The organism is Streptomyces sp. L2, assembly GCF_004124325.1.
Taxonomy (GTDB): Bacteria; Actinomycetota; Actinomycetes; order Streptomycetales; family Streptomycetaceae; genus Streptomyces.
Genome location: NZ_QBDT01000001.1, coordinates 4,764,916 through 4,788,008, shown reverse-complemented (window position 1 = coordinate 4,788,008; position 23,093 = coordinate 4,764,916). Strand labels below are relative to the sequence as shown.

Annotated in this window: 25 protein-coding genes and 1 tRNA gene; 13 read left to right on the top strand and 13 right to left on the bottom strand. The window is 72.7% G+C overall.

Annotated features, from left to right (window positions below; genetic code table 11):
- Positions 1 to 19 precede the first annotated feature (19 nt).
- The 3 genes from DBP14_RS21420 to hutU form a co-directional block, all read right to left on the bottom strand.
- On the bottom strand, positions 20 to 1,357 hold the full coding sequence (locus DBP14_RS21420; RefSeq protein ID WP_129308773.1) for a formimidoylglutamate deiminase: 1,338 nt from the start codon (positions 1,355 to 1,357) through the stop codon (positions 20 to 22).
- Positions 1,354 to 2,556 (bottom strand): allantoate amidohydrolase, encoded by a 1,203-nt coding sequence (locus tag DBP14_RS21415; RefSeq protein WP_129308772.1) that lies wholly within the window; start codon positions 2,554 to 2,556, stop codon positions 1,354 to 1,356. The genes DBP14_RS21420 and DBP14_RS21415 overlap by 4 nt, the downstream gene beginning before the upstream one ends.
- 146 nt (positions 2,557 to 2,702) lie before the next feature.
- Positions 2,703 to 4,367, bottom strand: a complete 1,665-nt coding sequence (gene hutU, locus DBP14_RS21410) for a urocanate hydratase (RefSeq protein WP_129308771.1) — start codon at positions 4,365 to 4,367, stop codon at positions 2,703 to 2,705.
- A gap of 159 nt (positions 4,368 to 4,526) precedes the next feature.
- Here hutU and DBP14_RS21405 point away from each other — a divergent pair, with 159 nt between their 5' ends.
- From DBP14_RS21405 to DBP14_RS21385, 5 genes are all read left to right on the top strand, one after another.
- Positions 4,527 to 5,906: a diaminopimelate decarboxylase gene (locus DBP14_RS21405; protein ID WP_129308770.1), complete on the top strand. Its 1,380-nt coding sequence runs from the start codon at positions 4,527 to 4,529 to the stop codon at positions 5,904 to 5,906.
- A 191-nt stretch (positions 5,907 to 6,097) separates the two neighbouring features.
- The gene (locus DBP14_RS21400) at positions 6,098 to 6,487 is read left to right on the top strand and encodes a hypothetical protein (protein ID WP_129308769.1); all 390 of its coding nucleotides are present in this window, start codon (positions 6,098 to 6,100) and stop codon (positions 6,485 to 6,487) included.
- On the top strand, positions 6,484 to 7,542 hold the full coding sequence (locus DBP14_RS21395) for a transcriptional regulator (RefSeq protein ID WP_129308768.1): 1,059 nt from the start codon (positions 6,484 to 6,486) through the stop codon (positions 7,540 to 7,542). Before DBP14_RS21400 ends, DBP14_RS21395 begins: the two co-directional genes overlap by 4 nt.
- A gap of 31 nt (positions 7,543 to 7,573) precedes the next feature.
- Entirely contained in the window at positions 7,574 to 8,086 is a 513-nt protein-coding gene (locus tag DBP14_RS21390; protein ID WP_129308767.1) for a roadblock/LC7 domain-containing protein, read from the top strand.
- A gap of 9 nt (positions 8,087 to 8,095) precedes the next feature.
- Positions 8,096 to 8,470, top strand: coding sequence for a hypothetical protein (locus DBP14_RS21385; RefSeq protein WP_129308766.1), 375 nt, complete (start codon positions 8,096 to 8,098; stop codon positions 8,468 to 8,470).
- 52 nt (positions 8,471 to 8,522) lie between these two features.
- On the opposite strand, the gene DBP14_RS21380 is transcribed toward DBP14_RS21385, so the two are convergent.
- Positions 8,523 to 9,107 carry a hypothetical protein gene (locus tag DBP14_RS21380; protein ID WP_129308765.1) on the bottom strand — a complete coding sequence of 195 codons (585 nt, stop codon included), beginning with the start codon at positions 9,105 to 9,107 and terminating at the stop codon, positions 8,523 to 8,525.
- Positions 9,108 to 9,228: 121 nt separating this feature from the next.
- On the bottom strand, positions 9,229 to 10,071 hold the full coding sequence (locus DBP14_RS21375; protein ID WP_129308764.1) for a MurR/RpiR family transcriptional regulator: 843 nt from the start codon (positions 10,069 to 10,071) through the stop codon (positions 9,229 to 9,231).
- A 185-nt stretch (positions 10,072 to 10,256) separates the two neighbouring features.
- Between DBP14_RS21375 and DBP14_RS21370 the strand changes: the two genes are divergently transcribed.
- Positions 10,257 to 10,688: a hypothetical protein gene (locus DBP14_RS21370; protein ID WP_129308763.1), complete on the top strand. Its 432-nt coding sequence runs from the start codon at positions 10,257 to 10,259 to the stop codon at positions 10,686 to 10,688.
- Between the two features lie 51 nt (positions 10,689 to 10,739).
- Here the strand turns inward: DBP14_RS21370 and DBP14_RS21365 are convergent, their stop codons facing one another.
- The gene (locus tag DBP14_RS21365) at positions 10,740 to 12,131 is read right to left on the bottom strand and encodes a cystathionine beta-synthase (RefSeq protein WP_129308762.1); all 1,392 of its coding nucleotides are present in this window, start codon (positions 12,129 to 12,131) and stop codon (positions 10,740 to 10,742) included.
- A gap of 161 nt (positions 12,132 to 12,292) precedes the next feature.
- On the opposite strand from DBP14_RS21365, the gene DBP14_RS21360 reads away from it, so the two are divergent.
- The 3 genes from DBP14_RS21360 to DBP14_RS21350 all read left to right on the top strand — a co-directional run bounded on the left by DBP14_RS21360 (position 12,293) and on the right by DBP14_RS21350 (position 15,750).
- On the top strand, positions 12,293 to 13,312 hold the full coding sequence (locus DBP14_RS21360) for an SGNH/GDSL hydrolase family protein (protein WP_206739314.1): 1,020 nt from the start codon (positions 12,293 to 12,295) through the stop codon (positions 13,310 to 13,312).
- A gap of 160 nt (positions 13,313 to 13,472) precedes the next feature.
- Positions 13,473 to 14,693 carry an acetyl-CoA C-acetyltransferase gene (locus DBP14_RS21355; protein WP_129308761.1) on the top strand — a complete coding sequence of 407 codons (1,221 nt, stop codon included), beginning with the start codon at positions 13,473 to 13,475 and terminating at the stop codon, positions 14,691 to 14,693.
- A gap of 274 nt (positions 14,694 to 14,967) precedes the next feature.
- On the top strand, positions 14,968 to 15,750 hold the full coding sequence (locus DBP14_RS21350; RefSeq protein WP_129308760.1) for a hypothetical protein: 783 nt from the start codon (positions 14,968 to 14,970) through the stop codon (positions 15,748 to 15,750).
- A 115-nt stretch (positions 15,751 to 15,865) separates the two neighbouring features.
- Here DBP14_RS21350 and DBP14_RS21345 read toward each other — a convergent pair whose 3' ends face one another.
- Positions 15,866 to 16,177 (bottom strand): hypothetical protein, encoded by a 312-nt coding sequence (locus DBP14_RS21345; RefSeq protein ID WP_129308759.1) that lies wholly within the window; start codon positions 16,175 to 16,177, stop codon positions 15,866 to 15,868.
- A 105-nt stretch (positions 16,178 to 16,282) separates the two neighbouring features.
- Here DBP14_RS21345 and DBP14_RS21340 point away from each other — a divergent pair, with 105 nt between their 5' ends.
- Complete coding sequence (locus DBP14_RS21340; protein ID WP_129308758.1) at positions 16,283 to 16,513, top strand: DUF4287 domain-containing protein; 231 nt, start codon at positions 16,283 to 16,285, stop codon at positions 16,511 to 16,513.
- 83 nt (positions 16,514 to 16,596) lie between these two features.
- Here DBP14_RS21340 and DBP14_RS21335 read toward each other — a convergent pair whose 3' ends face one another.
- The 5 genes from DBP14_RS21335 to DBP14_RS21315 form a co-directional block, all read right to left on the bottom strand.
- Positions 16,597 to 17,505: a Bax inhibitor-1/YccA family protein gene (locus DBP14_RS21335; protein WP_129308757.1), complete on the bottom strand. Its 909-nt coding sequence runs from the start codon at positions 17,503 to 17,505 to the stop codon at positions 16,597 to 16,599.
- Positions 17,506 to 17,731: 226 nt separating this feature from the next.
- Complete coding sequence (locus DBP14_RS21330; protein ID WP_129308756.1) at positions 17,732 to 18,415, bottom strand: hypothetical protein; 684 nt, start codon at positions 18,413 to 18,415, stop codon at positions 17,732 to 17,734.
- Positions 18,416 to 18,573: 158 nt separating this feature from the next.
- A complete protein-coding gene (locus DBP14_RS21325; protein WP_129308755.1) occupies positions 18,574 to 20,517 on the bottom strand; it encodes a hypothetical protein in 1,944 nt (647 codons plus the stop codon).
- A 110-nt stretch (positions 20,518 to 20,627) separates the two neighbouring features.
- Positions 20,628 to 20,846 carry a hypothetical protein gene (locus DBP14_RS21320; RefSeq protein ID WP_129308754.1) on the bottom strand — a complete coding sequence of 73 codons (219 nt, stop codon included), beginning with the start codon at positions 20,844 to 20,846 and terminating at the stop codon, positions 20,628 to 20,630.
- Positions 20,847 to 20,898: 52 nt separating this feature from the next.
- Positions 20,899 to 21,114: a hypothetical protein gene (locus DBP14_RS21315; RefSeq protein ID WP_129308753.1), complete on the bottom strand. Its 216-nt coding sequence runs from the start codon at positions 21,112 to 21,114 to the stop codon at positions 20,899 to 20,901.
- A gap of 232 nt (positions 21,115 to 21,346) precedes the next feature.
- Here DBP14_RS21315 and DBP14_RS21310 point away from each other — a divergent pair, with 232 nt between their 5' ends.
- Together DBP14_RS21310 and DBP14_RS21305 are read left to right on the top strand one after the other, a co-directional pair.
- Positions 21,347 to 21,754 carry a helix-turn-helix transcriptional regulator gene (locus DBP14_RS21310; protein ID WP_129308752.1) on the top strand — a complete coding sequence of 136 codons (408 nt, stop codon included), beginning with the start codon at positions 21,347 to 21,349 and terminating at the stop codon, positions 21,752 to 21,754.
- A 195-nt stretch (positions 21,755 to 21,949) separates the two neighbouring features.
- Positions 21,950 to 22,147, top strand: coding sequence for a hypothetical protein (locus DBP14_RS21305; protein ID WP_241740996.1), 198 nt, complete (start codon positions 21,950 to 21,952; stop codon positions 22,145 to 22,147).
- A gap of 80 nt (positions 22,148 to 22,227) precedes the next feature.
- Here the strand turns inward: DBP14_RS21305 and DBP14_RS21300 are convergent.
- Positions 22,228 to 22,313: transfer RNA gene (locus DBP14_RS21300), tRNA-Leu, on the bottom strand.
- 302 nt (positions 22,314 to 22,615) lie between these two features.
- Here DBP14_RS21300 and DBP14_RS21295 point away from each other — a divergent pair.
- Positions 22,616 to 23,011 carry a VOC family protein gene (locus DBP14_RS21295; protein ID WP_129308751.1) on the top strand — a complete coding sequence of 132 codons (396 nt, stop codon included), beginning with the start codon at positions 22,616 to 22,618 and terminating at the stop codon, positions 23,009 to 23,011.
- Positions 23,012 to 23,093: the final 82 nt, after the last annotated feature.

Below are 23,093 nucleotides of genomic sequence, written 5' to 3'. Positions count from 1 at the left end.
TCGTGGGTGGCGGTGGGGTTCAGTCGCGCAGGGCTGCGACGGCGTCCGACAGTGCCCGCGGGACGTCCGGCACGAGCGCGTGCGCTCCGTCGCGCACGACGTGCCGTCCGCCCACGACCGTGTGGCGCACGTCCGCCGCGGTCGCCGCGAATACGGCCGTCTCGGCGCCGAGCCTGGGCTCCGGGCCCGCTGTCCTGACCGAGTCGAGGGCGATCGTCGTGAAGTCGGCGAGTGCCCCCGCGCGCAGGGCGCCCGCGTCCTGCCAGCCCAGGGCGGCGTGACCGTCCGCGGACGCGGCGCGCAGCAGGGCCGCGGCCGTCCAGTGGCCCCGGGTGCGGGTGCGCAGCCGCTCGTTCAGCTCCATCGCGCGCGCCTCTTCGAGCAGGTCGATGACGGCGTGGCTGTCGGAGCCGAGGGAGAGCGGGGAGCCGGCCTGCTGGAGGGCGACCGCCGGTCCGATGCCGTCGGCCAGGTCGCGCTCGGTCGTCGGGCACATGCAGGTGCCGGTGCCGGAGCCGCCGAGCAGGGCGATGTCCTCGCCGGTGAGGTGGGTGTTGTGCACGCCGGTGGTGCGCGGCCCGAGGACGCCGTGGTCGGCGAGCAGCCGGGTCGGCGTGCAGCCGTGGGCCTCCAGGCAGGCGTCGTTCTCGGCGGTCTGCTCGGACAGGTGCACATGGAGCGGGGCCCGCCGCTCCTCGGCCCAGCCCGCGACGGTCGCCAACTGGTCGGCGGGCACGGCCCGTACAGAGTGGACGGCCGCTCCGATCCGCGCGTGATCCCGTTCCTTGAGAACTGAACAGCGTTCGGCCCAGGCCGCCGCGCTGCCGTCGCAGAAGCGCAGCTGGTGGTCGTTGGGCGGCTGCCCGAAGCCCGCGGAGAGGTAGGCGGTGTCGAGGAGGGTGATGCGGATGCCTGCCTCGGCGGCGGCCGCGATCAGCGCCTCGCCCATCGCGTTCGGGTCGGCGTAGGAGGTGCCGCCGGGGGCGTGGTGCAGGTAGTGGAACTCGCCGACGCAGGTGACGCCGGCGAGGGCCATCTCGGCGTACACCGCGCGGGCCAGCGCGTGGTAGGTGTCCGGGGTCAGCCGGTCGGCGACCGAGTACATCACCTCGCGCCAGGTCCAGAAGGTGCCGGAGCCGACCTGCACGGTGCCGCGCAGCGCCCGGTGGAAGGCGTGGCTGTGCGCGTCGGCGAGGCCCGGCAGCGTGAGGCCGCGCAGCACCTCCGCGCCGGGCGGCGGGGCGGGCGTGCCGGTGCGGACGGCGGCGATCCGGCCGTCGCGCACCTCCAGGGCCACGCCCGGCTCGGTGTTCCCGCCGAGCCAGGCGTGCTCCAACCAGTAGGTTCCCTGAGTCACCTGCAGGCCAGTCCTTCCAGTACGTCGGCGAGCGCGTGGACACCGGCCACGCAGTCGTCCTCGGCCGCGAACTCGGCCGGGGAGTGCGAGACGCCGGTGGGGTTGCGCACGAACAGCATGGCGGTCGGGACGCGCCCGGAGAGGATTCCGGCGTCGTGTCCGGCGCCGGTTCCGAGCACGGGCACCTTCAGTTCGGTGTCCCGGCCGAGGATGCGGGCGAGTTCGTCACGCAGGGCGTGGTCGAACTCGACGACGGGGGTGAAGGACTCCCGGACGACGCCGAGGTCGATGCCGTGGGCGTCCGCGTACTCCCGGGCCGCCTTCTCGATGCCGCCGACGACGGTGTCGAGGGTCTCCTGGTCGGCGGCGCGGGAGTCGAGCCAGCCACGCACCAGTGAGGGGATGGCGTTGACGCCGTTGGGTTCGACCGAGATCTTGCCGAAGGTGGCGACGGCACCGGCGAGTTCGGCCTCGCGGCGGGCGGCGAGGACGGTCTCGGCGTACGACAGCATCGGGTCGTGCCGGTCGACCAGCCGGGTGGTGCCGGCGTGGTTGGCCTCGCCCCGGAAGTCGAACCGCCAGCGGCCGTGCGGCCAGATGGAGCTGGCGATGCCGACCCGGTCCCCGGAGAGGTCCAGGGCCCGCCCCTGTTCGACGTGGAGTTCGACGAAGGCGCCGATCCGGGAGAGCCGCTCGGGGTCGGCACCGATCGCCTCGGGGTCGTACCCGGCGGCCTCCATGGCCCTCGGGAGGCTCAGGCCGTCGCCGTCGGTCAGGCGGTGCGCCTGCTCGACGGTCAGCTCCCCGGCGGTGAGCCGGGAACCGACACAGGCGAGCCCGAACCGGGCCCCCTCCTCGTCCCCGAAGTTCACGATGCCCAGGGGCCTCGTGAACTCCGAGCCTCTGCCGCGCAGTTCGTCCAGTGCGGCGAAGGAGGACACGACCCCGAGGGGCCCGTCGAAGGCCCCTCCGTCCGGCACGGAGTCCAGGTGCGACCCGGTGACCACGGCATCCCCGTCAGCGGGATCCCCCAGCCAGGCCCACTGGTTCCCGTTCCGGTCCACCTCGTACGCCAGCCCCCGCCCCCGGGCCTGCTCCTCGAACCAACTCCGGCACTCGGCATCGGCCCCGGACCAGGCGAACCGCCGATACCCCCCGGACTCGGCATGCCGCCCGACGGGCAACAACTCGGCCCACATCTCCTGAAAGGAGGAAGCAGCGTCAGGCCGTATCGGCTGTGGGCAATCGTTCCGCAGGGCGGAACGGGTGGGCACAGCCGAACCCGCAGACGGCGACGGAACGCCCGCCCCCACCGGGGAGTCGCCGTCCCCGCCCCTCCCCACGCTCACGCGTCGCCACCCTCACGCATAGGCACCCGAACCCCCCGCTCACCCGCGACGGACTCCGCGATGTCGTACCCCGCGTCCACATGCCGGATGACACCCATCCCGGGGTCATTGGTCAGCACACGCCGGATCTTCTCGCCCCCCAGCTTCGTACCGTCGGCGACCGTCACCTGCCCCGCGTGGATGGACCGCCCCATGCCCACACCGCCACCGTGGTGGAGGGACACCCACGACGCCCCGGACGCCACGTTCACCATCGCGTTCAGCAGCGGCCAGTCGGCGATCGCGTCGGACCCGTCGAGCATCGCCTCGGTCTCGCGGTACGGCGAGGCGACGGACCCGCAGTCCAGGTGGTCGCGTCCGATGGCCAGTGGAGCGGCCAGCTCACCGCTCGCGACCATGTCGTTGAACCGCTCGCCGGCCTTGTCCCGCTCGCCGTAGCCGAGCCAGCAGATGCGCGCGGGCAGGCCCTGGAAGTGGACGCGCTCGCCGGCCATCTTGATCCAGCGGGCCAGGGACTCGTTCTCCGGGAAGAGGTCGAGGATGGCCTTGTCGGTCTTGGCGATGTCGGCGGGGTCGCCGGACAGGGCCGCCCAGCGGAAGGGGCCCTTGCCCTCGCAGAACAGCGGGCGGATGTAGGCGGGGACGAAGCCGGGGAAGGCGAACGCCCGGTCGTAGCCGGCCAGCTGGGCCTCGCCGCGGATGGAGTTGCCGTAGTCGAAGACCTCGGCGCCCGCGTCCATGAAGCCGACCATGGCCTCGACGTGCTGGGCCATGGCCTCCCGCGCGCGGGTGGTGAAGCCGGCCGGGTCCTTCGCGGCGGCGTCGGCCATGTCCTCGAAGGCCACGCCGAGCGGCAGGTAGGCCAGCGGGTCGTGGGCGGAGGTCTGGTCGGTGACGATGTCGATGGGCGCGCCCATGGCCAGCAGCCGCGGGACCAGTTCGGCAGCGTTGCCGAGGACGCCGATGGACAGCGGCTTGCGCTGGTCGCGGGCCTCGGTGGCCAGCTGGAGCGCGTGGTCGAGGGAGTCGGCCCTGACGTCCAGGTAGCGGTGCTCGATGCGGCGCTCGATGGCGCGCGGGTCGCAGTCGACGCAGATGGCGACGCCGTCGTTCATGGTGACGGCGAGCGGCTGGGCGCCGCCCATGCCACCGAGGCCGGCGGTGAGGGTGATGGTTCCGGCCAGGGTGCCGCCGAACTTCTTCGCGGCGACGGCGGCGAAGGTCTCGTAGGTGCCCTGGAGGATGCCCTGGGTGCCGATGTAGATCCAGGAGCCGGCGGTCATCTGGCCGTACATGGTCAGGCCGAGGGCCTCCAGGCGGCGGAACTCCTCCCAGTTGGCCCAGTCGCCGACGAGGTTGGAGTTGGCGATGAGGACGCGCGGCGCCCACTCGTGGGTCTGCATCACGCCGACCGGGCGGCCGGACTGGACCAGCATGGTCTCGTCCTGCTTGAGGGTGCGCAGCGTGCGGACCATGGCGTCGAAGGAGCGCCAGTCGCGGGCGGCCTTGCCCGTGCCGCCGTAGACGACGAGCTTGTCCGGGTGCTCGGCGACCTCGGGGTCGAGGTTGTTCTGGAGCATCCGCAGGGCGGCCTCCTGCTGCCAGCCGAGCGCGCTCAGTTCCGTGCCGCGCGGTGCTCGTACGGGGCGGGGTCCGGACATCGTCTGCCTCCTCCTGTGCCTATGTCTATTCACATCCTGTCTCTCTGAATAGAACTAGTCAATACGGCGTCCCGGTCCCGTTCCCGCGCCGTCGGTGTTTGGCTGGATGCAGCCGGGGCGCGCACGGGCGTCTCCGACGCGGACGCGAGGGGAAAAGCCGTGGAGCGGGACATCGAGACCGAGGCACGCGAGCGCGCCGGCCGGCGGGACGACGCGGTGCGCGGGGCGGTGGAGCAGGGCCTGCTGGGCCCGGACGCGGCCGTGGTGGGCCTGCTGGACGTCACCGGCATCCGGCGGTCGGCGGCGGCGCTGCGGGCGGCGTTCGACGCGGTGGCCGCCCCCGGCACCCCGGTGCTGCACGCCTTCGCGGTGAAGGCCACCCCGCTGGTGCCGGTGCTGCGTCTGCTGCACGAGGCGGGCATCGGCGCCGAGGTGGCCAGCCCCGGCGAGCTGGCGCTGGCCCGCGCGGCCGGGCTGCCGACGTCCCGGACCGTGCTGGACGCGCCCGCCAAGACCCCGGCGGAGCTGCGCGAGGCGCTGGACCTGGGCATCGCCGTCAACGCGGACAACCCGCAGGAGCTGGCCCGCCTGGACGCCCTCGTCCGGTCCGCCCCGGCCCCCACCCGCTCCCCGCTCGGTCTCCGGGTCAACCCGCAGATCGGCGGCGGCACGATCGGCGCGACCTCCACCGCGACCGCGACCTCGAAGTTCGGGGTGGCGCTGCGCGACGAGGGGGCGCACGAGTGGGTCGTCCAGGCGTTCCTGGACCGGCCGTGGCTGACCCGGCTGCACGCGCACACCGGCTCGCAGGGCATCCCGCTGCCGCTGCTGGCGCGGGGCGTGGCGGAGGCGTACGCGCTCGCGGAGGAGATCAACGCGCGCGCCGGGCGGCGGCAGGTCGACACGCTCGACATCGGCGGCGGGCTGTCGGTGGACTTCGCGTCGGAGGTGGCGGCGCCGACGTACGAGCGGTACGCGCGCGTGCTGGCCGAGGAGGTGCCGGGGCTGTTCGACGGGCGGTACGGGCTGGTGACGGAGTTCGGGCGGTCGCTGCTGGCCCGGCACGGGACGGTGGTGGCCCGGGTGGAGTACGCCAAGAGTGCCGGCGGGCGGCGGATCGCGGTGACCCACGCGGGCGTGCAGGTGGCGACGCGGACGGTGTACGCGCCGGGCGCCTGGCCGCTGCGCATCGCCGCGTACGACGCCAAGGGGCACCCGAAGCCGGGCCCGGACGTGGTGCAGGACGTGGCGGGCCCGGCCTGTTTCTCGGGCGACCTGCTCGCCGAGGGGCGCGCGCTGCCGCTGCTGGAGCAGGGGGACTACGCGGCGGCGCTGGACACGGGGGCGTACTACTTCGCGCACCACTACGCGTACAACTCCCTGGCCCGGCCGGGCATTTACGGCTTCCGCGCGGACGGCCCGGGCGGGGTGGCGTTCGCGACGGTGCGCGAACCGCAGACGGTGGCCCAGGTGGTGGCGGAGTCCGGCGGGGCGCACACCGACGCGCTCACCACCCTGGGCACGCCCGGGAGTCGTTGACGCGCGCCGGCGGCGCCGGACCACAAAAGGGTCGTACGGCGGTCGTCTCGCGCTGGAGACACTTCAATCGGCCAACACTAGTACGCCGGACGCATGTTCCACCGGAAAATGCCAAAGCCCTCACCCCTCGCGTACACGGTGCGTAGTGTCAACGTCACTCATCCGGATGACGAGGGGGGAGGGGATCCACGGTGCCCGGAATCGACGAGTGCCTCCTGGAGGCGATGCGGCTGCCCGGCGCCCGGGGAGCCGCGCTGGTGGACTGGACGAGCGGACTGGCCCTCGGCACGGTCGGCGAGGCCCCCGGCGGGGACCACGAGACCACCGCCGCCGAGGCCGCCGAACTCGCCCGCATGGCCGCCGAACACGGCGCGTTCACGCTCGGGGAGACCACGGACGGACGGCCGGCCGTCGAAGACGTGATCGTCTGCAACCACGAGAACTACCACCTGCTGCGGTTCGTCGACACGTCCTTCGACAGCAGCGTCTTCCTGCACCTGTGGCTCGGCCGCGAAGAGGGCAACCTCGCACTCGCGCGGATCCGGCTCGGCGAGATGGCCGCCCGGCTGGTGCTGGGATGACCGTGGTCGGGACGACACCGCCGTTACCGGTGCGGCACCGGGCGGCCGTACGGGCCCCGGGGGCCGGCGGCGCCGGGCACGGGCTCTCGCCGATGCTCACCCGGCTCGCCGAGGAGCGGGCCACCGGCGTCCTGGTCCGCGAGCACGGCACCCTGCACCTGGCCGAGGGCCGGGTGGTCTACGCCGAGAGCCCCCTCGCACCCGGCCTCGACGTGCTCCTCACCGCCCACGGCACCCTGGCCGCGACCGCCTGGCAGCGGGCGGCCGCACGCTCCGCCGGCCCCCTGGACGCCGCCGCGCTGCTGCTCGACGCCGGGCTGCTGCCGACGGGCGCGCTGGAACTGTGCCACCTGGACGCGCTGTACGACGCCGCGTACTTCGCGCTGGCGCCGAGCAGCACGCCGGGCCGCTTCCGCTACACGGACGCACCGCACCCCGACGCGCACCGCACGGGTCCTGGCCACCCCGGCCGGCCCTATCCCGACTCGGCACATCCCGACGCGGCGTACCCCGGCGCACCGAGCTCCGGCCCAGCCGACCTCGGCCCGGCACATCCCGACGCGGCATACCCCGGCGCACCGAGCCCCGGCCCGGGCCACCCCGGCCCGCCGCACCCCGACGCGCACCGCACGGGTCCTGGCCACCTTGCTACGGCCCAGCCTGGCCCGGCCCACCCCGGCTCCCTGCCCTCCGTGCCGGTCACCGCGCTGGAGCGGGAGACGCTGCGCCGCCGGGCGCTGCTGCACCGCCTCTGGCCGGACCCGGCGGCCGACAGCGTCCCACTGATCCGCGCCGACCCCGTCGCCGCGCCGCCGGTCACCGCGCGCCGGCGGGCGGTCCTGGACCGGGTCGACGGCGTCCGCACCGCCCCCGAGATCGCCCGCGACCTGGGCCGGCAGGCGTTCCACACCCTTGTGGACGTCCGCCGGCTCGCGGCCGCCGGACACCTCCGGCCGGTGCTCGCGGCACCCGTCCCGGCGCCGCCCCCACCCCCGGTCACCGACCCCGACATCGCGCTGCTGAAGAGGCTCAGGGATGCGCTGGAGGCACTTTGAACGGCACCGCCCCGCCGAGAGGAGACAGCTGATGGTGCCCCAACAGGACCTGGAGACCGTCCGGGACGAACTGCGCCGGCTGCGCACCCGCGTACCGCAGCTCACCGGCGCCCTCGCGGCCGGAGTCGACGGACTCGTCGTGGCCGAGGACACCCCCGGAGTCGACCCGGAGGGCCTGGCCGCGCTCACCGCCGCCGCGCTCGGCGTCGCCGTACGCGTCGCCGACGCCACCGGCAACGGCGGCTTCCGGGAGCTGCTGGTGCGCGGCGAGCACGGCTACGTCGCCACCTACGCGGCCGGCCGCACCGCCGTACTGACGCTGCTCGCCCAGGACCGGGTCAACGTCGGCCGGCTGCACCTGGAGGGCCGCCGGGCCGGCGCCCGCATCGGTGAGCTGCTGGACGCGGCCGAGGCCGCCGCACCCCCACCGCCACGCACCGCCAGGAGCACCTCCCGCGCCCCCACGACGCGCACCCGGACCCCCCGCACACCCCGCACGACCACCACCACCGCCGTCGAGGCACACACCACAACCGAGAACTGAGAGGGCATCATGGCCAACACCGAGACCGCGCTGAAGGAAGCACTCACCTCCATCGAGGGAGCGACCGGCGCCGCGCTCGTCGACTACACCAGCGGCATGGCGCTGGGCACGATCGGCGGCAGCAAGGACTTCGACCTGAACGTGGCCGCCGCCGGCAACACCGACGTGATCCGCGCCAAGATGCGCACCATGGAACACCTGGGCCTCAACGCCGAGATCGAGGACATCCTGATCACGCTGACGGACCAGTACCACCTGGTCCGCCTGCTCAAGGGCCGCGGTGGCAACGGCCTCTTCCTCTACCTCGTCCTGGACGCGGCCCGCGCCAACCTGGCCATGGCCCGCCACCAGCTGAAGCGGATCGAGGCGGAACTGGAGGTCTAGGAACCCTCGCCGGAGGTCCAGGAACCCGCGATCCGGAGCTACGGACCCTCGATCAGGCGAGAGCGGCGGTACGGCGGCGGGCGCCTCCCGGGGCGGCGTCGCCGGCCGCGACGCCCGTGCCGCGCAGGGCCTTGACCGCCGTACCCGCCGGATTGCCGCCGCGCCCGTCGAGCCAGTCCACGCGCACCCACAGCAGGGTCTGCTCCGCCCGCTCGCGCCGCCCGAGCCACGCGGCCTTCAGCCGCAGCCCGGCACCGGTCCCGGCGAGCAGCATGCCGCCGGCCGCGGGCACGGCGAAGGAACTGCCGAGCGCGGCGGCGAACGCCAGCAGCAGCCACCAGCGGTGGCCCCGGCGCCAGGCGCGCACGGTGACCGCACGGTCCTGCAGGGTGTCGTACTTGCCCGCGCGGGCGGCCCCGCGCGCGAGGGCGGCGTACCGGCCGCGGCGCAGCAGCGTGACGACGGCGGCGGAGACGAGGAACAGCGCGGCTCCGCCCAGGACCCCGATCCGCCGCCCGGTCACCCCGGGCGGCAGCACCCCGATCGCGGCGGCGAACACCCCGCACCACCACAGCGGGGCGGCGCCCGCCCGTACGACGACGGCCACCCTGGCCAGTCCCTGTCCTCCGCGCGCCACGTCAGCCTCCCGTGTCACGTTGTCCGCAATGCGCCTGTGAACGTGTGCGGGAGCACGCTAGGGGGAGAACCTGAGACGAGTCTGAGAGCGGGCCCGCCCCGGCCCCGCGCCTCACATCCCGTCAGTCGACGAAGAGCCCGCGGGCGGCCGCGTTCGCGTCGAACTCCTCCAGCCGGGCCTGCGCCTGCGGCAGGTCGTCGCAGAGCGCCTCCAGCAGCACCCGGCCGAGCAGCATCGGCGCGCACGCGGTGTCGAAGGCGAGCCCGGTGCCCACGGCGGCGGGCAGCAGCAGGTCGGAGTACTTGGCGACCGGCGCGAACGCGGAGTCCGCGACCGTGACGACGGTCAGCCCGGCCTCCTTGGCGTAGGCGAGGGTGTCGACGACCTCGCGCGGGTGCCGGGGCAGGGCGAAGCAGAGCAGGGCGGTGGCGCCGGCGCGGACGGCGGCGTCGATGCGGTCCTCGATCATCGTGCCGCCCTCGTGGAGCAGCCGGACGTCGGGATGGACCTTGGCGGCGAAGTAGGAGAAGCCGTACGCCTGCGAGGCGGCGGCGCGCAGGCCGAGCACCGGCAGCGGGCGGGAGGCGGCCAGGATCCGGCCGGCCTTCTGCACGGGCCGCGGGTCGGCGAGGACCTCCGCGAGGTGCCGGAGGTTCTCGATCTCGGCCTCGACGGCCTGCTGGTACTCGTTGAACACGCCTGCCTCGGCGGCCGGTTCCGCCGGCACGACCTCGCGCAGGTGCTTACGCAGCGCCGGGTAGCCGTCGAAGCCGAGCGCGACCGCGAACCGGGTCACCGACGGCTGGCTGACCCCGGCCAGGTCGGCGAGCTCCACGCTGGACAGGAAGGGCACGTCGGCGGCCCGCCGCACCATGCTGTGCGCGATACGGCGCTGGGTGGGCGTGAGCCGGTGCCCCTCGAAGAGCGCCTGCAACCGGGTCGCAGGGCTGTCGGTCGCGCTCATGGCGTACTCCCCCTCAAGATGTCTCGCCGCCCCGGGAGAGTACAGCGCCGGGGTCCGCCTCCCACCTTCGTATTCAGACAAGGTGTCTCTGCATACCGTTATACAGCGGGAGGGGGGAGAACGGCACGCCGGACAGGGGGGCTGTCCCCAGTGCACCGGACGGGCCCGCTTCCTATGGTGTCCGCATGAGCACACTGGACTCGCGTGGCGCCGACCTCGGGAAGGACCTCGACGCCACCGTGCGGGCACGCAGAGAACTGGGCGAGGACTACGACTCCGCGCTCGTGGACTCCTTCCTGGAGAAGGTCGAGCAGCGCATCGACGACACCGTGGACCGCCGGGTCCGCCGCCACCTGGCCGAGCAGCAGATGGCGGCCGCGCGCGGCGGCCGGCCCTCCCGGTCCGCCGACTCCTGGGCCGAGCGCTTCGGTTTCGCGCTGGTCTCCCTGGTCCTGGCGATCCCCCTGTCCGCGATCGGCGGCGCCTTCGGGGGCATGTCCGGCATCGTCGCCACCTGGATCGGCGTCGTCGGCGTCAACGCGGCCCAGGCGGTCCGCGCCAACCCCGAACTCCTCACCACCCGCGGCCGCCGCTCCGCCAAGGACGACGACCGCTGAGCACCCGCCCGGCTCAGAAGCCTGACGCGGGCGGGCGTTCCGGGGCGTCCGCTACTTGTTGCCGCCCTTGGCGAGGAAGGCCAGCAGGTCCTGGCGGCTGACCACGCCGGTCGGCTTGCCCTCGACCAGGACGATCGCCGCGTCCGCCGAGCCCAGCACCGTCATCAGGTCGCCGACCGGCTCGCCGGAGCCGACCTGCGGCAGCGGGGCGGACATGTGCTTCTCCAGCGGGTCCTCCAGCGAGGCCCGCTTGCTGAACAGGGCGTCCAGCAGCTCGCGTTCCACGACCGAGCCGACGACCTCGGCGGCCATCACGTCCGGGTGGCCGGCGCCCGGCTTGACGACGGGCATCTGCGAGACGCCGTACTCGCGCAGCACCTCGATGGCCTGCCCGACGGTCTCCTCCGGGTGCATGTGCACCAGGGACGGGATGTGGCCGCCCGCCTTGTCGTTCAGGACGTCGCCGACGCGGGAGCTGGAGCCCTCGTCGTCCAGGAAGCCGTAGTCGGCCATCCATTCATCATTGAAAATCTTACTGAGGTAGCCCCGGCCGCTGTCCGGGAGGAGGACGACGACGACGTCGTTCTCGGTGAGGCGTTCGGCGACCTTCAGGGCGGCGACGACGGCCATGCCACAGGAGCCGCCGACCAGGAGGCCCTCCTCCTTGGCGAGGCGGCGGGTCATCTGGAAGGAGTCCTTGTCGGAGACGGCGACGATCTCGTCGGCGACGGTCCGGTCGTAGGCGGTCGGCCAGAAGTCCTCGCCGACGCCCTCCACGAGGTAGGGACGGCCGGAGCCGCCGGAGTAGACGGAGCCCTCCGGGTCGGCGCCGATGACCTTGACGGTGCCGTCGCTGGCGTCCTTCAGGTAGCGGCCGGTACCGGAGATGGTGCCGCCGGTGCCGACGCCCGCCACGAAGTGGGTGATCTTCCCCTCGGTCTGCTCCCACAGCTCGGGGCCGGTCGAGTGATAGTGGGAGAGCGGGTTGTTGGGGTTGGAGTACTGGTCGGGCTTCCAGGCGCCCGGGGTCTCACGGACGAGCCGGTCGGAGACGTTGTAGTACGAGTCCGGGTGCTCGGGGTCGACGGCCGTCGGGCAGACCACGACCTCCGCCCCGTACGCGCGCAGCACGTTGATCTTGTCGGTGCTCACCTTGTCCGGGCAGACGAAGATGCACTTGTAGCCCTTCTGCTGGGCCACGATGGCGAGCCCGACGCCGGTGTTCCCACTGGTCGGCTCGACGATCGTGCCGCCCGGCTTCAGCTCGCCGCTCTGCTCGGCGGCCTCGATCATGCGCAGGGCGATGCGGTCCTTCACGGAACCGCCCGGGTTGAAGTACTCCACCTTGGCCAGGACGGTCGCCCGGATGCCCTTGGTCACGTTGTTGAGCCGCAGCAGCGGGGTGTTGCCGACGAGGCTGATCATCGAGTCGTGGAATTGCACCGTTGTCTCCGGTTGCTTGCAAAAACATTGGTCGTCAGTGGTTCCGCCAGCCTACGGCCCGCGGGTGGGGCGGGGCTGGCGTTCACTCCCTGTCGAGATTGGCGCACGGCCTGTACGGGGCAAGGAGTGGGTGTACGGCTACGAGGAGGTGGCGGCGGCGCATGACGAGCATGTCGAGGGCGAGAGTGGCCCGGCGTATCGCGGCCGGGGCGGCGTACGGCGGTGGCGGGGCGGGGCTGGTCGGTGCGGCCGCCGTGGGTCTGCTGCTGGCCGAGGTGCGGCTGGCCCGGCGCCATGTGGGCAACGGCAGCGGCGGGCGGGTGCCGGTCGCCGACGGGGTGTACGGCCACGCGTACGACATCCCCGGCGAACCTCCCCTCCGGCTGACCATGCTGGGCGACTCCACGGCCGCCGGGCAGGGGGTGCACCGGTCCGGGCAGACCCCGGGGGCGCTGCTGGCGTCGGGTCTCGCGGCGGTGGCGGAGCGGCCGGTGGAGCTGCGGAACGTGGCGCTGCCGGGGGCCCAGTCGGACGACCTGGACCGGCAGGTGGCGCTGGCCCTCGCGGCGCCGACGCCCGTCCCCGACATCTGCGTGATCATGGTCGGGGCGAACGACGTGACCCACCGGATGCCGCCGACCCGTTCGGTACGGCACCTGTCGGCGGCGGTACGACGGCTGCGCACGGCCGGTGCGGAGGTGGTGGTCGGCACCTGCCCCGATCTCGGCACCATCGAGCCGGTGCAGCAGCCGCTGCGCTGGCTGGCCCGGCGGACCTCGCGGCAGTTGGCGGCGGCGCAGACGATCGGGGTGGTGGAGCAGGGGGGACGAACGGTGTCCCTCGGCGATCTGCTGGGCCCGGAGTTCGAGGCGAATCCGCGGGAGCTGTTCGGGCCGGACAACTACCACCCCTCGGCGGAGGGGTACGCGACCGCCGCGATGGCCGTCCTGCCGACGGTGTGCGCGGCGCTGGGGCTGTGGCCGGCCGAGGAGGAGCGGCCGGACGTGTTCCGCCGCGAGGGGTTCCTGCCGGTGGCCCGCGCCGCCGCGGAGGCGGCGTCGGAGGCGGGCACGGAGGTCACGGCGGCGATGCCGACGGGGCCGCGCGGCCCCTGGGCGCTGCTCAAGCGGCGGCGCCGGCGCCGGGTCCCGGAGGCCGAACCGGCGGCGCCGTCGCCCTGAGGACCGGGCCAGACGAGGACCCGGCGACCGGGCCCGCGAGGGACGCGCAAAGCAAGCGCTTAGTAAATTGCGGTCAGCGTCACACCGCGACACGGATGACCTCTCCCGTACGGGCGGGTAATTTCCCAACCGGCCCTGCAATCTTCCCTCTGGAGCCGTGATGCCCGAAGCCGTCATCGTCTCGACCGCCCGCTCCCCCATCGGCCGCGCCGGCAAGGGTTCCCTCAAGGACCTGCGCCCCGACGACCTGACCGCGACCATCGTCCAGGCGGCGCTCGCCAAGGTCCCCGAGCTCGACCCGCGGGACATCGACGACCTGATGCTGGGCTGCGGCCTCCCCGGCGGCGAGCAGGGCCACAACCTGGGCCGGATCGTCGCCGTGCAGATGGGCATGGACCACCTGCCGGGCTGCACCATCACCCGGTACTGCTCCTCCTCCCTGCAGACCTCCCGCATGGCCCTCCACGCCATCAAGGCCGGTGAGGGCGACGTCTTCATCTCGGCCGGTGTGGAGACCGTCTCGCGGTTCGGCAAGGGCAGCTCCGACGGCCTCCCGGACACGCACAACCCGCTGTTCGCCGAGGCGGAGGCGCGTACCGCCGCCGTCGCCGGGTCCGAGGGCTCGACCTGGCACGACCCGCGCGAGGACGGCCTGCTGCCCGACGCCTACATCGCGATGGGCCAGACCGCCGAGAACCTGGCCCGCTGGAAGGGCATCAGCCGCCAGGAGATGGACGAGTTCGGCGTCCGCTCGCAGAACCTCGCCGAGCAGGCCATCAAGAACGGCTTCTGGGAGCGCGAGATCACCCCGGTGACGCTGCCGGACGGCACGGTCGTCTCGGAGGACGACGGCCCGCGCGCCGGCGTGACCATGGAGGGCGTGGCCGGGCTGAAGCCGGTGTTCCGCCCCGACGGCCTGGTCACGGCCGCCAACTGCTGCCCCCTGAACGACGGCGCCGCCGCGCTCGTCATCATGTCCGACACCAAGGCCCGCGAGCTCGGCCTGACGCCGCTCGCCCGGATCGTGTCCACCGGCGTCTCCGGCCTCTCCCCCGAGATCATGGGCCTCGGCCCGGTCGAGGCGAGCAAGCAGGCGCTGAAGCGGGCCGGGCTGTCCGTCGGCGACATCGACCTCGTCGAGATCAACGAGGCGTTCGCCGCCCAGGTCATCCCGTCCTACCAGGACCTCGGCATCGACCTGGACCGGCTGAACGTCAACGGCGGCGCCATCGCCGTCGGCCACCCCTTCGGCATGACCGGCGCCCGCATCACCGGCACGCTGATCAACTCGCTCCAGTTCCACGACAAGCAGTTCGGTCTGGAGACGATGTGCGTCGGCGGCGGCCAGGGCATGGCGATGGTCATCGAGCGCCTCAGTTGATCCACCGTCAGTAGCGAGCCGTACACGCTACGTCAGAAAACGGCCCGGAACCCGGGAAACCCCAGGGTTCCGGGCCATTTCGTGATTCAGTCGTCCTCAGGATGTGACCTATATCCCTCGGCGGATACATCCATGCAGGTCAGAGCGGTTCCACGATAAACATCAAGGCCAAAGCCCTGTCCGATTCGTGACGTTACGCACTGACAGCTGGTTAGTCCACCCTTCAAGCTGATGTAGGAAGTCGGGGGTCGACTTTGAACCTGGGAGTATGTCAGTGAGCGCCATGCCGATCGCCCTGCTGCTCACCACGGCCGCCACGGGCGCCGTGGGCGTCGCCGTTCTGCGCACCGTTCTGAAGCTGCGCCGTCAGCTCGCGGAGCTGCAGAGCCAGCTCGCCGAGAACCAGGCCGCCGCCATGCGGGCCCTGCTGCCCGCCGCCCGCACCACGTCCGACACCGAGGAGATACGCGCGGCCGTGGCCGAGGCGCTCGCGGAGGAGCGGGAGCGCGAGCTGGCCGAGGCACGCGCCTTCTGGGCCGCCCAGGAGACCCGTGACGCCTCCGACGCCCCCACGCTGCTGGGCCTTCCCGAGGCCGACCTGTTCCTGCCCCGGCAGGCCGACTTCATCGGCCTGGAGCCGGTCACCGAGCAGGCCGCCGAGGCCGACGAGTTCGCCGGCGACTCCCCGGAGCTGGCCGCCGCCCGGCGCCGCCACCCCTCCCACCCGGACTTCGTCCCGGTGCAGTCGCCGGCCGTGAACGAGCACGAGCGCACCGTGACCGCACTGGAGCAGCTCGCCACCGACCGCGTGGAGCTCTCCGACGTCCGTCCCGGTCCGCTCGGCACCCTCGACGTCTACGTCTTCGCCGACGGCACCACCCTCTGCATGACCCCGGGCCACCGCGAGACCGCGGAACGCCTGGCCTCGGCGGTCAAGTCCGGCGACACCCCCTACCTCCTGGGCGGCTCAGGCATCTCCGGCGCCTACACCCTCACCTTCGCCTGCGGCGAGGACATGATCTACATCCTGGCGGACCGGGTCATCGCGTCCGTGTAGGACTGATAGCGCCGGCCGACTGCAGCGCCCCTTAAGGGGCGCGGGGCTGTATCGATGTGCGGCTCCGCCGCGTGGGCGCGACAAGCCACAACGCACCGCCCCTCGTGCGACGCCCTCAAACCCCCGCCCGCTCCCGCGCAGCCTCCACCACCCGAACCGCCTCGGCGACCTCGCTGTCCGTCCCCAGGACAACCGCCAAGTCATGTCCGGCGACCATCACTTGGTCCGCGGCGGCGAACATCCCCGCATCCGGCATCTCCCGCGGCTCCCGCGCCGGCTCCTCGATCCGCTGGGCCCACCGGGCCAACTCCCGGGCCAGCGCCAGAGCCTCCGCGGCTCCGCTTCGCTGCAAGCGACTCTGGGGTGCCGCACGCAACCGGTCCGCGAAGTGATCCACCGCTCGGGTCAGGGGCGTCGTATCAACCACGCGGTGAGCGTAACGCGTCGGGGCGGGACTGTTGCCAACGCGCGGCCGCTCAGGCACCGTGGCGTGAAGGACCGGCTTACATCCCTTTCCCATTCGGAGGCGCCGATGTCCCAAGTCTTCTCCGAGGAGACCCATCGCAATCTGCTCGCCCGCATCCCGCACTGCACCGGTCGTGACATCGCCGACTGGCTGCGCACCGTCGACGAAGGTCCCGCACTCTTCCGCTTCGAGGAGAAGGTCAGCTGGCTCCGCAGTGAGCACAACCTCGCGTACGGCCACGCGAAGGCGATCGTCCACGAGTACGACCTGAGGAGGGCCGCGCGCAAACTGCTCTAGCGCGCACCACCGCACCACTCCTACGACGAAGAGGGCCCCGGGTGCGAACACCCGGGGCCCTCCTCCGCGTCGCGGCGGCCGTGCTAGTCGTTGTTGGTGAAGATCGCCACCAGTCGCAGCATCTCCACGTAGATCCACACCAGGGTCAGGGTGAGGCCGAACGCGGCGAGCCAGGACTCGTTGCGCGGGGCGCCGTAGGCGATGCCGTCCTCGATCTGCTTGAAGTCGAGCGTCAGGAAGAAGGCGCCGATCAGGATCGCGAGGATGCCGACGAGCGCGCCGAGCGGGCCGAAGCTGCGCAGGCCGCCGCCGTCTGCGGCGCCGAACGCGACCAGCAGCAGGTTGACGGCCATGACGAGTACGAAGGCGATGGCGATGGCCATGCCGATGCGGGCGTACCGGGCGGTGACGCGGATCCAGCCGGCCTTGTAGACGAGCAGGGTCGCGGCCGAGACCGCCATGGTGCCGAGGACCGCCTGGAACGGGGCGCCGCTCCAGCGGCTGTTGTACATCTCGCTGATGACGCCGAGGAAGACGCCCTCGAAGGCGGCGTATCCGAGGATCAGCGCGGGCACCGGGGTGCGCTTGAAGCTCTGCACGAGCGCCAGGACCATGGCGATGATCGCGGCGCCGAAGGCGAGCCCGAAGCTGGTGTTGGACACCGGCAGTACGGCCCAGGCGACGACGGCGCCGACGGCGACCGTGCCGAGCGTGATGGCCGTACGGACGACGACGTCGTCCATCGTCATCCGGTCGGTGGTGGCCGGGGCCTGCGGCACGGTGCCGTGCTGCGCGTCCTGCGGGGCGTACGGGTTCTGCCCGTAGGGGTTCTGGCCGTACGGGTTCTGGGTCTGCGGGTTCTGTGCGAACGGGTTGCCCTGCGCGTACGGGTTGCCCTGTGCGTACCCGGCCTGCGGTGCGGTGTTGAAGCCGGCGTAGCCGTTGTCGCGGCTGAACCCCCGTCGCGAGAAGACCGGGTTACTGCTCCTCATTTCACTCCTCCATGGGCCACCGAGTGTGGACCTTGGCTCAAGAGTAATGGATTGGCAAAGGATCGGTCCTGCTACTTGAGGAGGATCTTTCCCCTGCCGGGTCGGCCCCCACGCTACGACGGAAATCTTGTTCCCGGCCAGGTGTGGGCGCACGGCAGGCCGCCCGCCCGCCCGCGTCTGGGGGACGCGGGCGGACGGGCGGCCGTGTCGGACGGCGGTGGCTCGGTCAGTGGCCCGGCCAGCCGTCCAGGTGGCGGTGCAGGGTGACGGCGGGCTTCCCGGCGGGCGCCTTCGGGGCGTGCGCCACGGCGTTGTCGAGCACCTGGGTGACCTCGGCGGCGAGTCCGTCCACGCGGGTCTTCAGCTCGGCGGCCGGCAGGGTGGAGCGGGTGAGCGCGTCCAGCCGGTGGTGGATGTCGTCCAGGCGCCGCCGGGTCGCGGAGTCGAGGCTGAACGCGGTGGGTGTGGAGACGACGAACTGGTAGGCGCCGGCCAGGGTCTGGCAGCCGGTGCACTTCTTGTTGGCGGCGTCGCTGAGGTTCACGGCGTTGAGGTGCGTGTGCTCCCCGGCGACCGTGACGATCTGGAAGGACAGCGCGACCGAACGGCAGTGGTCGTCGGCCGAGCAGCCCGCGGAGACGGCGTTGGCCTGGTTGCGGACGGCGGTGGCGTTCACCTGGCCGAACTGCCGGACGGTGAAGGAGTCCCTGGCCTGGGTGTGATGGGCCCGGTCGGCGTGGCTGAACACGTGGTCGGAGGCGAAGGCGGCGTGGGACACGCCGGTGCCGGTCGCCGCCTGTGCCGGTACGGCGGTGGCCACTCCGGCGACACCGGCGGCGAGCAGGCCCAGGCGGAGGGCGCGCTGGGAGATCGGATTGGTGCGGGAGCGTGCCTTGCGGTGGCTGCTCATGAAGTCTCCTTGTGGGTCAGGAACGGGTCAGGAACCCCCTCCGTCGTGGAAGGGGGCTGGTGGGACGGGGCCGGGCGCCCCAGGACGAGGCGAGCGCTCGGGACCCGCGGGCGCTCATGACGACGCGCGTGAACCGGCGTGCAGGACGAGCAGGCCGCTCAGGACGACGCCGGTGCGCCCGAGTCGCCCGGGGTCGGGGAGGGCGGCTCCCCGGTCGGTGACGCGGGCACGCTCTCCGACGGGGTCGGTGAGGCGGGCACCCCGGGGTCCGTGGCGGTGGCCGACGGCGCCGGATCCTGGCCGCCGGACCCGCCCGTGGCGGGGCCGGTCCCGTGGGACTTGCCGCCGGACGGCTTCCCGGCCGGCTTGCCGGACGCCGGAGCCGTGGCCGACGGCGCCGGAGCGGACGGCGAGGCGCTGCCCGACGCCGTGGCGGACGCGCTCGGGCCCGCCGTCGGCGCCGGCGCCCCGGGTACGGCCGACGGTGAGGCCGACCCGCCGCCCCTGGTGCCGGGGGCTCCTCCCCCGCCCGGCCCCGGTGTCGTCGTACCGCCCGTGGCAGGCTCCTGGGTGGGCACCCCGGGCTGCAGGACCGGCGCGATCGGCGGCCTCTTCGGCAGGGGACGCGGGGTCACCCCGGACACCCAGGCGTAGCTGAGCCCGAAGAGTCCGGCCAGGACGAGCGCGCAGAGCGCCACCTGCAGCCGGGGCCGGCCGGTGGTGGCGCGCTTGGCGGCCCTGAGCAGGCGGCCGCCGATCTTGACGGAGAGGTAGACGACACCGGCCATCGGGCACAGCAGCATGACGGTGCCGATCACCCCGACGAGCCCGGAGACGACCTGGCCGTGCAGGAACGCCGATCCGGTGCCGAGGACCTGCTCGGTCAGCGAGCGGATCATGGTGGTGAGGATCCGCGGCAGGTTCCACAGGGCGTAGCCGAGTTCGCCGACGAGCAGGGGCACCATGGTCAGCACCCAGGTGGCGACGATGGCGCGCGCCGACTTCTTCAGCCCGGCGACCTGGGTGCGCGCGGCCCGGCCCTTGTCGCCGGGGGCGAGCGAGAGCAGGATCGGTTTGATCTTGCCGTAGAGGTCGGGCACCCCGGCGAGGTCGCCGAGGATGTAGTAGCCGTCCAGCCGGACGGCCGGCATCAGCTGTTCCAGGATCTCGAAGTGGCCGAGGTAGACGGCGGCCAGGAAGAACTGCGCGCCGGTGGCGAAGTAGGCGCCGGCCATGGCCAGCATGAAGACGACGTTGAAGTACACGCCGCCCAGGTCGGTGCGGATCCGGCCGCCGCGGGAGATCCGGTAGACGTCGGTGACGTCGGTGTACATCGACGGCCAGATGAGGAACAGCCCGCAGCCGATGCAGCCGGGCCGGCCGCCGCCGTAGCGGCAGGCGGAGGCGTGTCCGAACTCGTGGAACACGAGCGAGGCCACGGTGAGGACGAAGACGATGAGGATCAGCACCGGCTGGTCGAGGACTTCCAGGACCGGGGCGATCGCGCCGAAGAAGCCGAACAGCCAGACGTCCATGGCGACGGCCGTCAGCAGCACGGCGGTGACGACGGCAGGCCGGTGCAGCCAGGCCAGGGCCCGGGCGATGCGGGCCGTCCGGCGTTCATCGAACACGACCCGGTGGCCCTTGAGGGCGAGCAGCAGGTCGGAGCGCGGGGCGTCGACCTCGTCGTCCTCCTGGCCCTCGGGCACGGTGACGCCGAGTGGTTCGAGCTTGTTCTCGACCAGGTAGCGGATGTTCTCGCCGCTGACCTCACGGCCGAAGCGGGCGCTGACCCGGTGGGCGATCGTGTCGACGTCGCGGACGCCGTCGACGGACGACGCCACCAGGTACAGCAGCCGGGTCAGCTGCACGACCTGCCCGTCCCCCCGACGGGCGATGTAGCGGGGGTCGGTGAAGCCCGACCCCTGGTACTCGCCGTGCAGCCGCAGTCCCGCGCTGAGCCGCGGGACCGGTCCGGCCGGTGTTCCGACGACCGGCAGGCTGCCCGTCGCCACCTGCTCGTACGTCACCGGCCAGCCACCGGGGCCGGGGACCGGACCGGTGTCGTAGAGCGTCGTGGTGCCGTCTCCGAGCACCGTCATCTGTGGTCTCCCCCCACCTTGGCGCCGCTTCCCCCCGGAAGGGCCGCCGGGGCGGACCGCACCGCTGACGGGTGCGGACCGCCCCGGCGGCCGTCGTCGCGGTGGTGCCGTTACTGCTTGACGGTGATCGTCTGGACGGCCTGCGACTCGGCGTCCGACCACAGGGAGTGGTCGTTCAGGGCGGCCGACTCGTTGTGGGCGGAGATGTTCGCGACGTGCTTGGTGACGTTGACCGACTTGCCGAAGCTGAACTTCAGCCGGCCGAGGGCCTCACGGCCCGGCAGCAGCTCCGCGGTCTCGCCGTCCAGCTCGCGCATGTCCATGCTCATGTTCGTTTCCCTTTCGGTGTGGTGGTGGTGCGGATGGGGTGGTGCGCGAGGGTTACTGGCTGACGCTGATGGTCTGGCCGGCGCCGGAGTCGGCCACGGACCACGCGGAGTGGTCGTTCAGGGCGGCGGACTCGTTGTGGGCGGAGATGTTCGCGACGTGCTTGGTGACGTTGACCGACTTGCCGAAGCTGAACTTCAGCCGGCCGAGGGCCTCGCGGCCCGGCAGCAGCTCCGCGGTCTCGGCCTCGAGCTCGTGGGCGTTCATCATGTTCGTTTCCCCCTCGGGAAATAGGCATGTCCGGTCGAACCGAGTCAGGTTCCCCCCCGACTCTGTCCAACTTGGTCGGACGAGCTGTCCAACGAGATTGGACACTAGGGCCTCGCGGCACCGCCGCGCAACCCGATCGGTGAATCACCCTTTCGGCACCCCGCCTACCCGACCGTAGAATCGCCCTCGACAGGGGAGGTCCGGCCCGACGGCGAGCAGGAAGTGACCATCGGTGGCCAACGCACTGCAGCAGTTGATCCGCGAGCGACTCGACCGGGGTGGCTGGTCCTACGGCGACGTCGCGCGCCGCGGCGGCGTACCGCGCTCCACCGTGCACCACCTGGCCACCACCGACCGCGTCGTCCGCATGCCCCAGCCGGCCACCCTGGAGGGCCTGGCCAAGGGCCTGGACCTGCCGCTCGACACCGTGCGCCGCGCCGCGGCCGAGGCCTGCGGCATCCACGTCTACGGCACCCCGTCCGCCCCCGTCCCCGAGAACGCGGCGGCCCGCTCGGGCGACCCCGAGGTGGACCTGCTCATCGCGAGCGTGCAGCAGCTGTCGGCCGACGACCGGCGGCACGTCGCCGCCCTCGTGGAGTCCCTGCTGGGCCGGTCCGCGCAGCCGGCACCCGAGAACTGACCGCGGACGCGCTCTCTTTCGCCAACTCGGAAAAAGAATCCAACACCGCCCGTAACCGCCGAGATCCCCCGCTAGTCTCTCGTCCTGCCCGAGGAGCGAGAGCCGCACGACCCCGGGCTCCTTGGGGGGAACGTGTTGTTCGTGCATGGCGGCCCGGCCACGGCGGTGGTCCGGGGTCCCGCTGGTGAGTCGGTCGTGCTCCTGTCCGGAGAACTGCCCGAGGTGCTCACGGAAGAGGCGGTCGGCGAACTGCTGGACCTGGCCGCCGCCATCCTCGACGAGGAGGAGCTGCCCCTGTTCCACACCTGCCTGCGCACCCTGCGCACGACCGGCATGCGCGCGGGCCGCCGCGTGGAGGTGCACGGCGCCGTGCTGACGGTGTACGAGGGGTGAGGGCCGCGCGCGGTGCGCGTGGGGCCGGGGGGGTCCGCGCGGGGCGGGGGCTCGGGGAGGCCACCGCCCCGTGGACGCGGTGGTGCCCGGAACCGGACTTGAACCGGTACGCCCGCGAGGGGCAGCGAGGTTTAAGCTCGCCGTGTCTGCATTCCACCATCCGGGCAGGCCATGGGCTCCGCTTCGAGCGGTCCGAGCCTATCGGGACGCGTCCCCCGAACAGCGGAAGGGCGGACCGATGTTGTCTTATTTTATTGACGTCTGAGGGTGCATCAGCACACGGAACGCGCCATCCACACTTGCCAACAGCGTGACCCGTCGTGCGTGCTCGCGCACGCGGAATGACGGAATTTCACCGTACGAACGAGGGTGCTCCACCCGTTCTCGACAACCGCGTCGGCGCCCCACGCGGCGACGGCGGAGTTACGCTGCCCGAGGGGCCGTTGACACAGCTCTGCGAGGCGCGACATGGCCATGGTCCGCTACATCGTCGACGACGTCGACGCGGCGATCGCCTTCTACCGCACCCACCTCGGGTTCCGCGAGATCATGCACCCGGCACCGGCGTTCGCCCTGCTGGTCCGGGACGACCTCCGGCTCGCCCTGAGCCGCCCCGGGGGCGGGCCGGGCGGCGGCCAGGCCATGCCCGACGGCACCCTGCCCCGGCCGGGCGGCTGGAACCGGATCTCCCTGGAGGTCGCGGACGTGGAGGCCGACGCCCGGCGGCTGCGCGCGGCCGGTGTCCGGTTGCGGAACGAGGTCGTCACCGGGGTCGGCGGCAAGCAGGTGCTCGTCGAGGATCCGTCCGGCAATCCCGTCGAGCTGTTCGAGCCGCTCCTGCCCGAGGCGCGTGAGAATCGGTAGGTAATTACGAAAAGTGGGTGCACCCAAGGTGTTCGCGTTCCGTTTTGCACCTTTTGTGACGGTGACCCGGCAGGGGACCGCT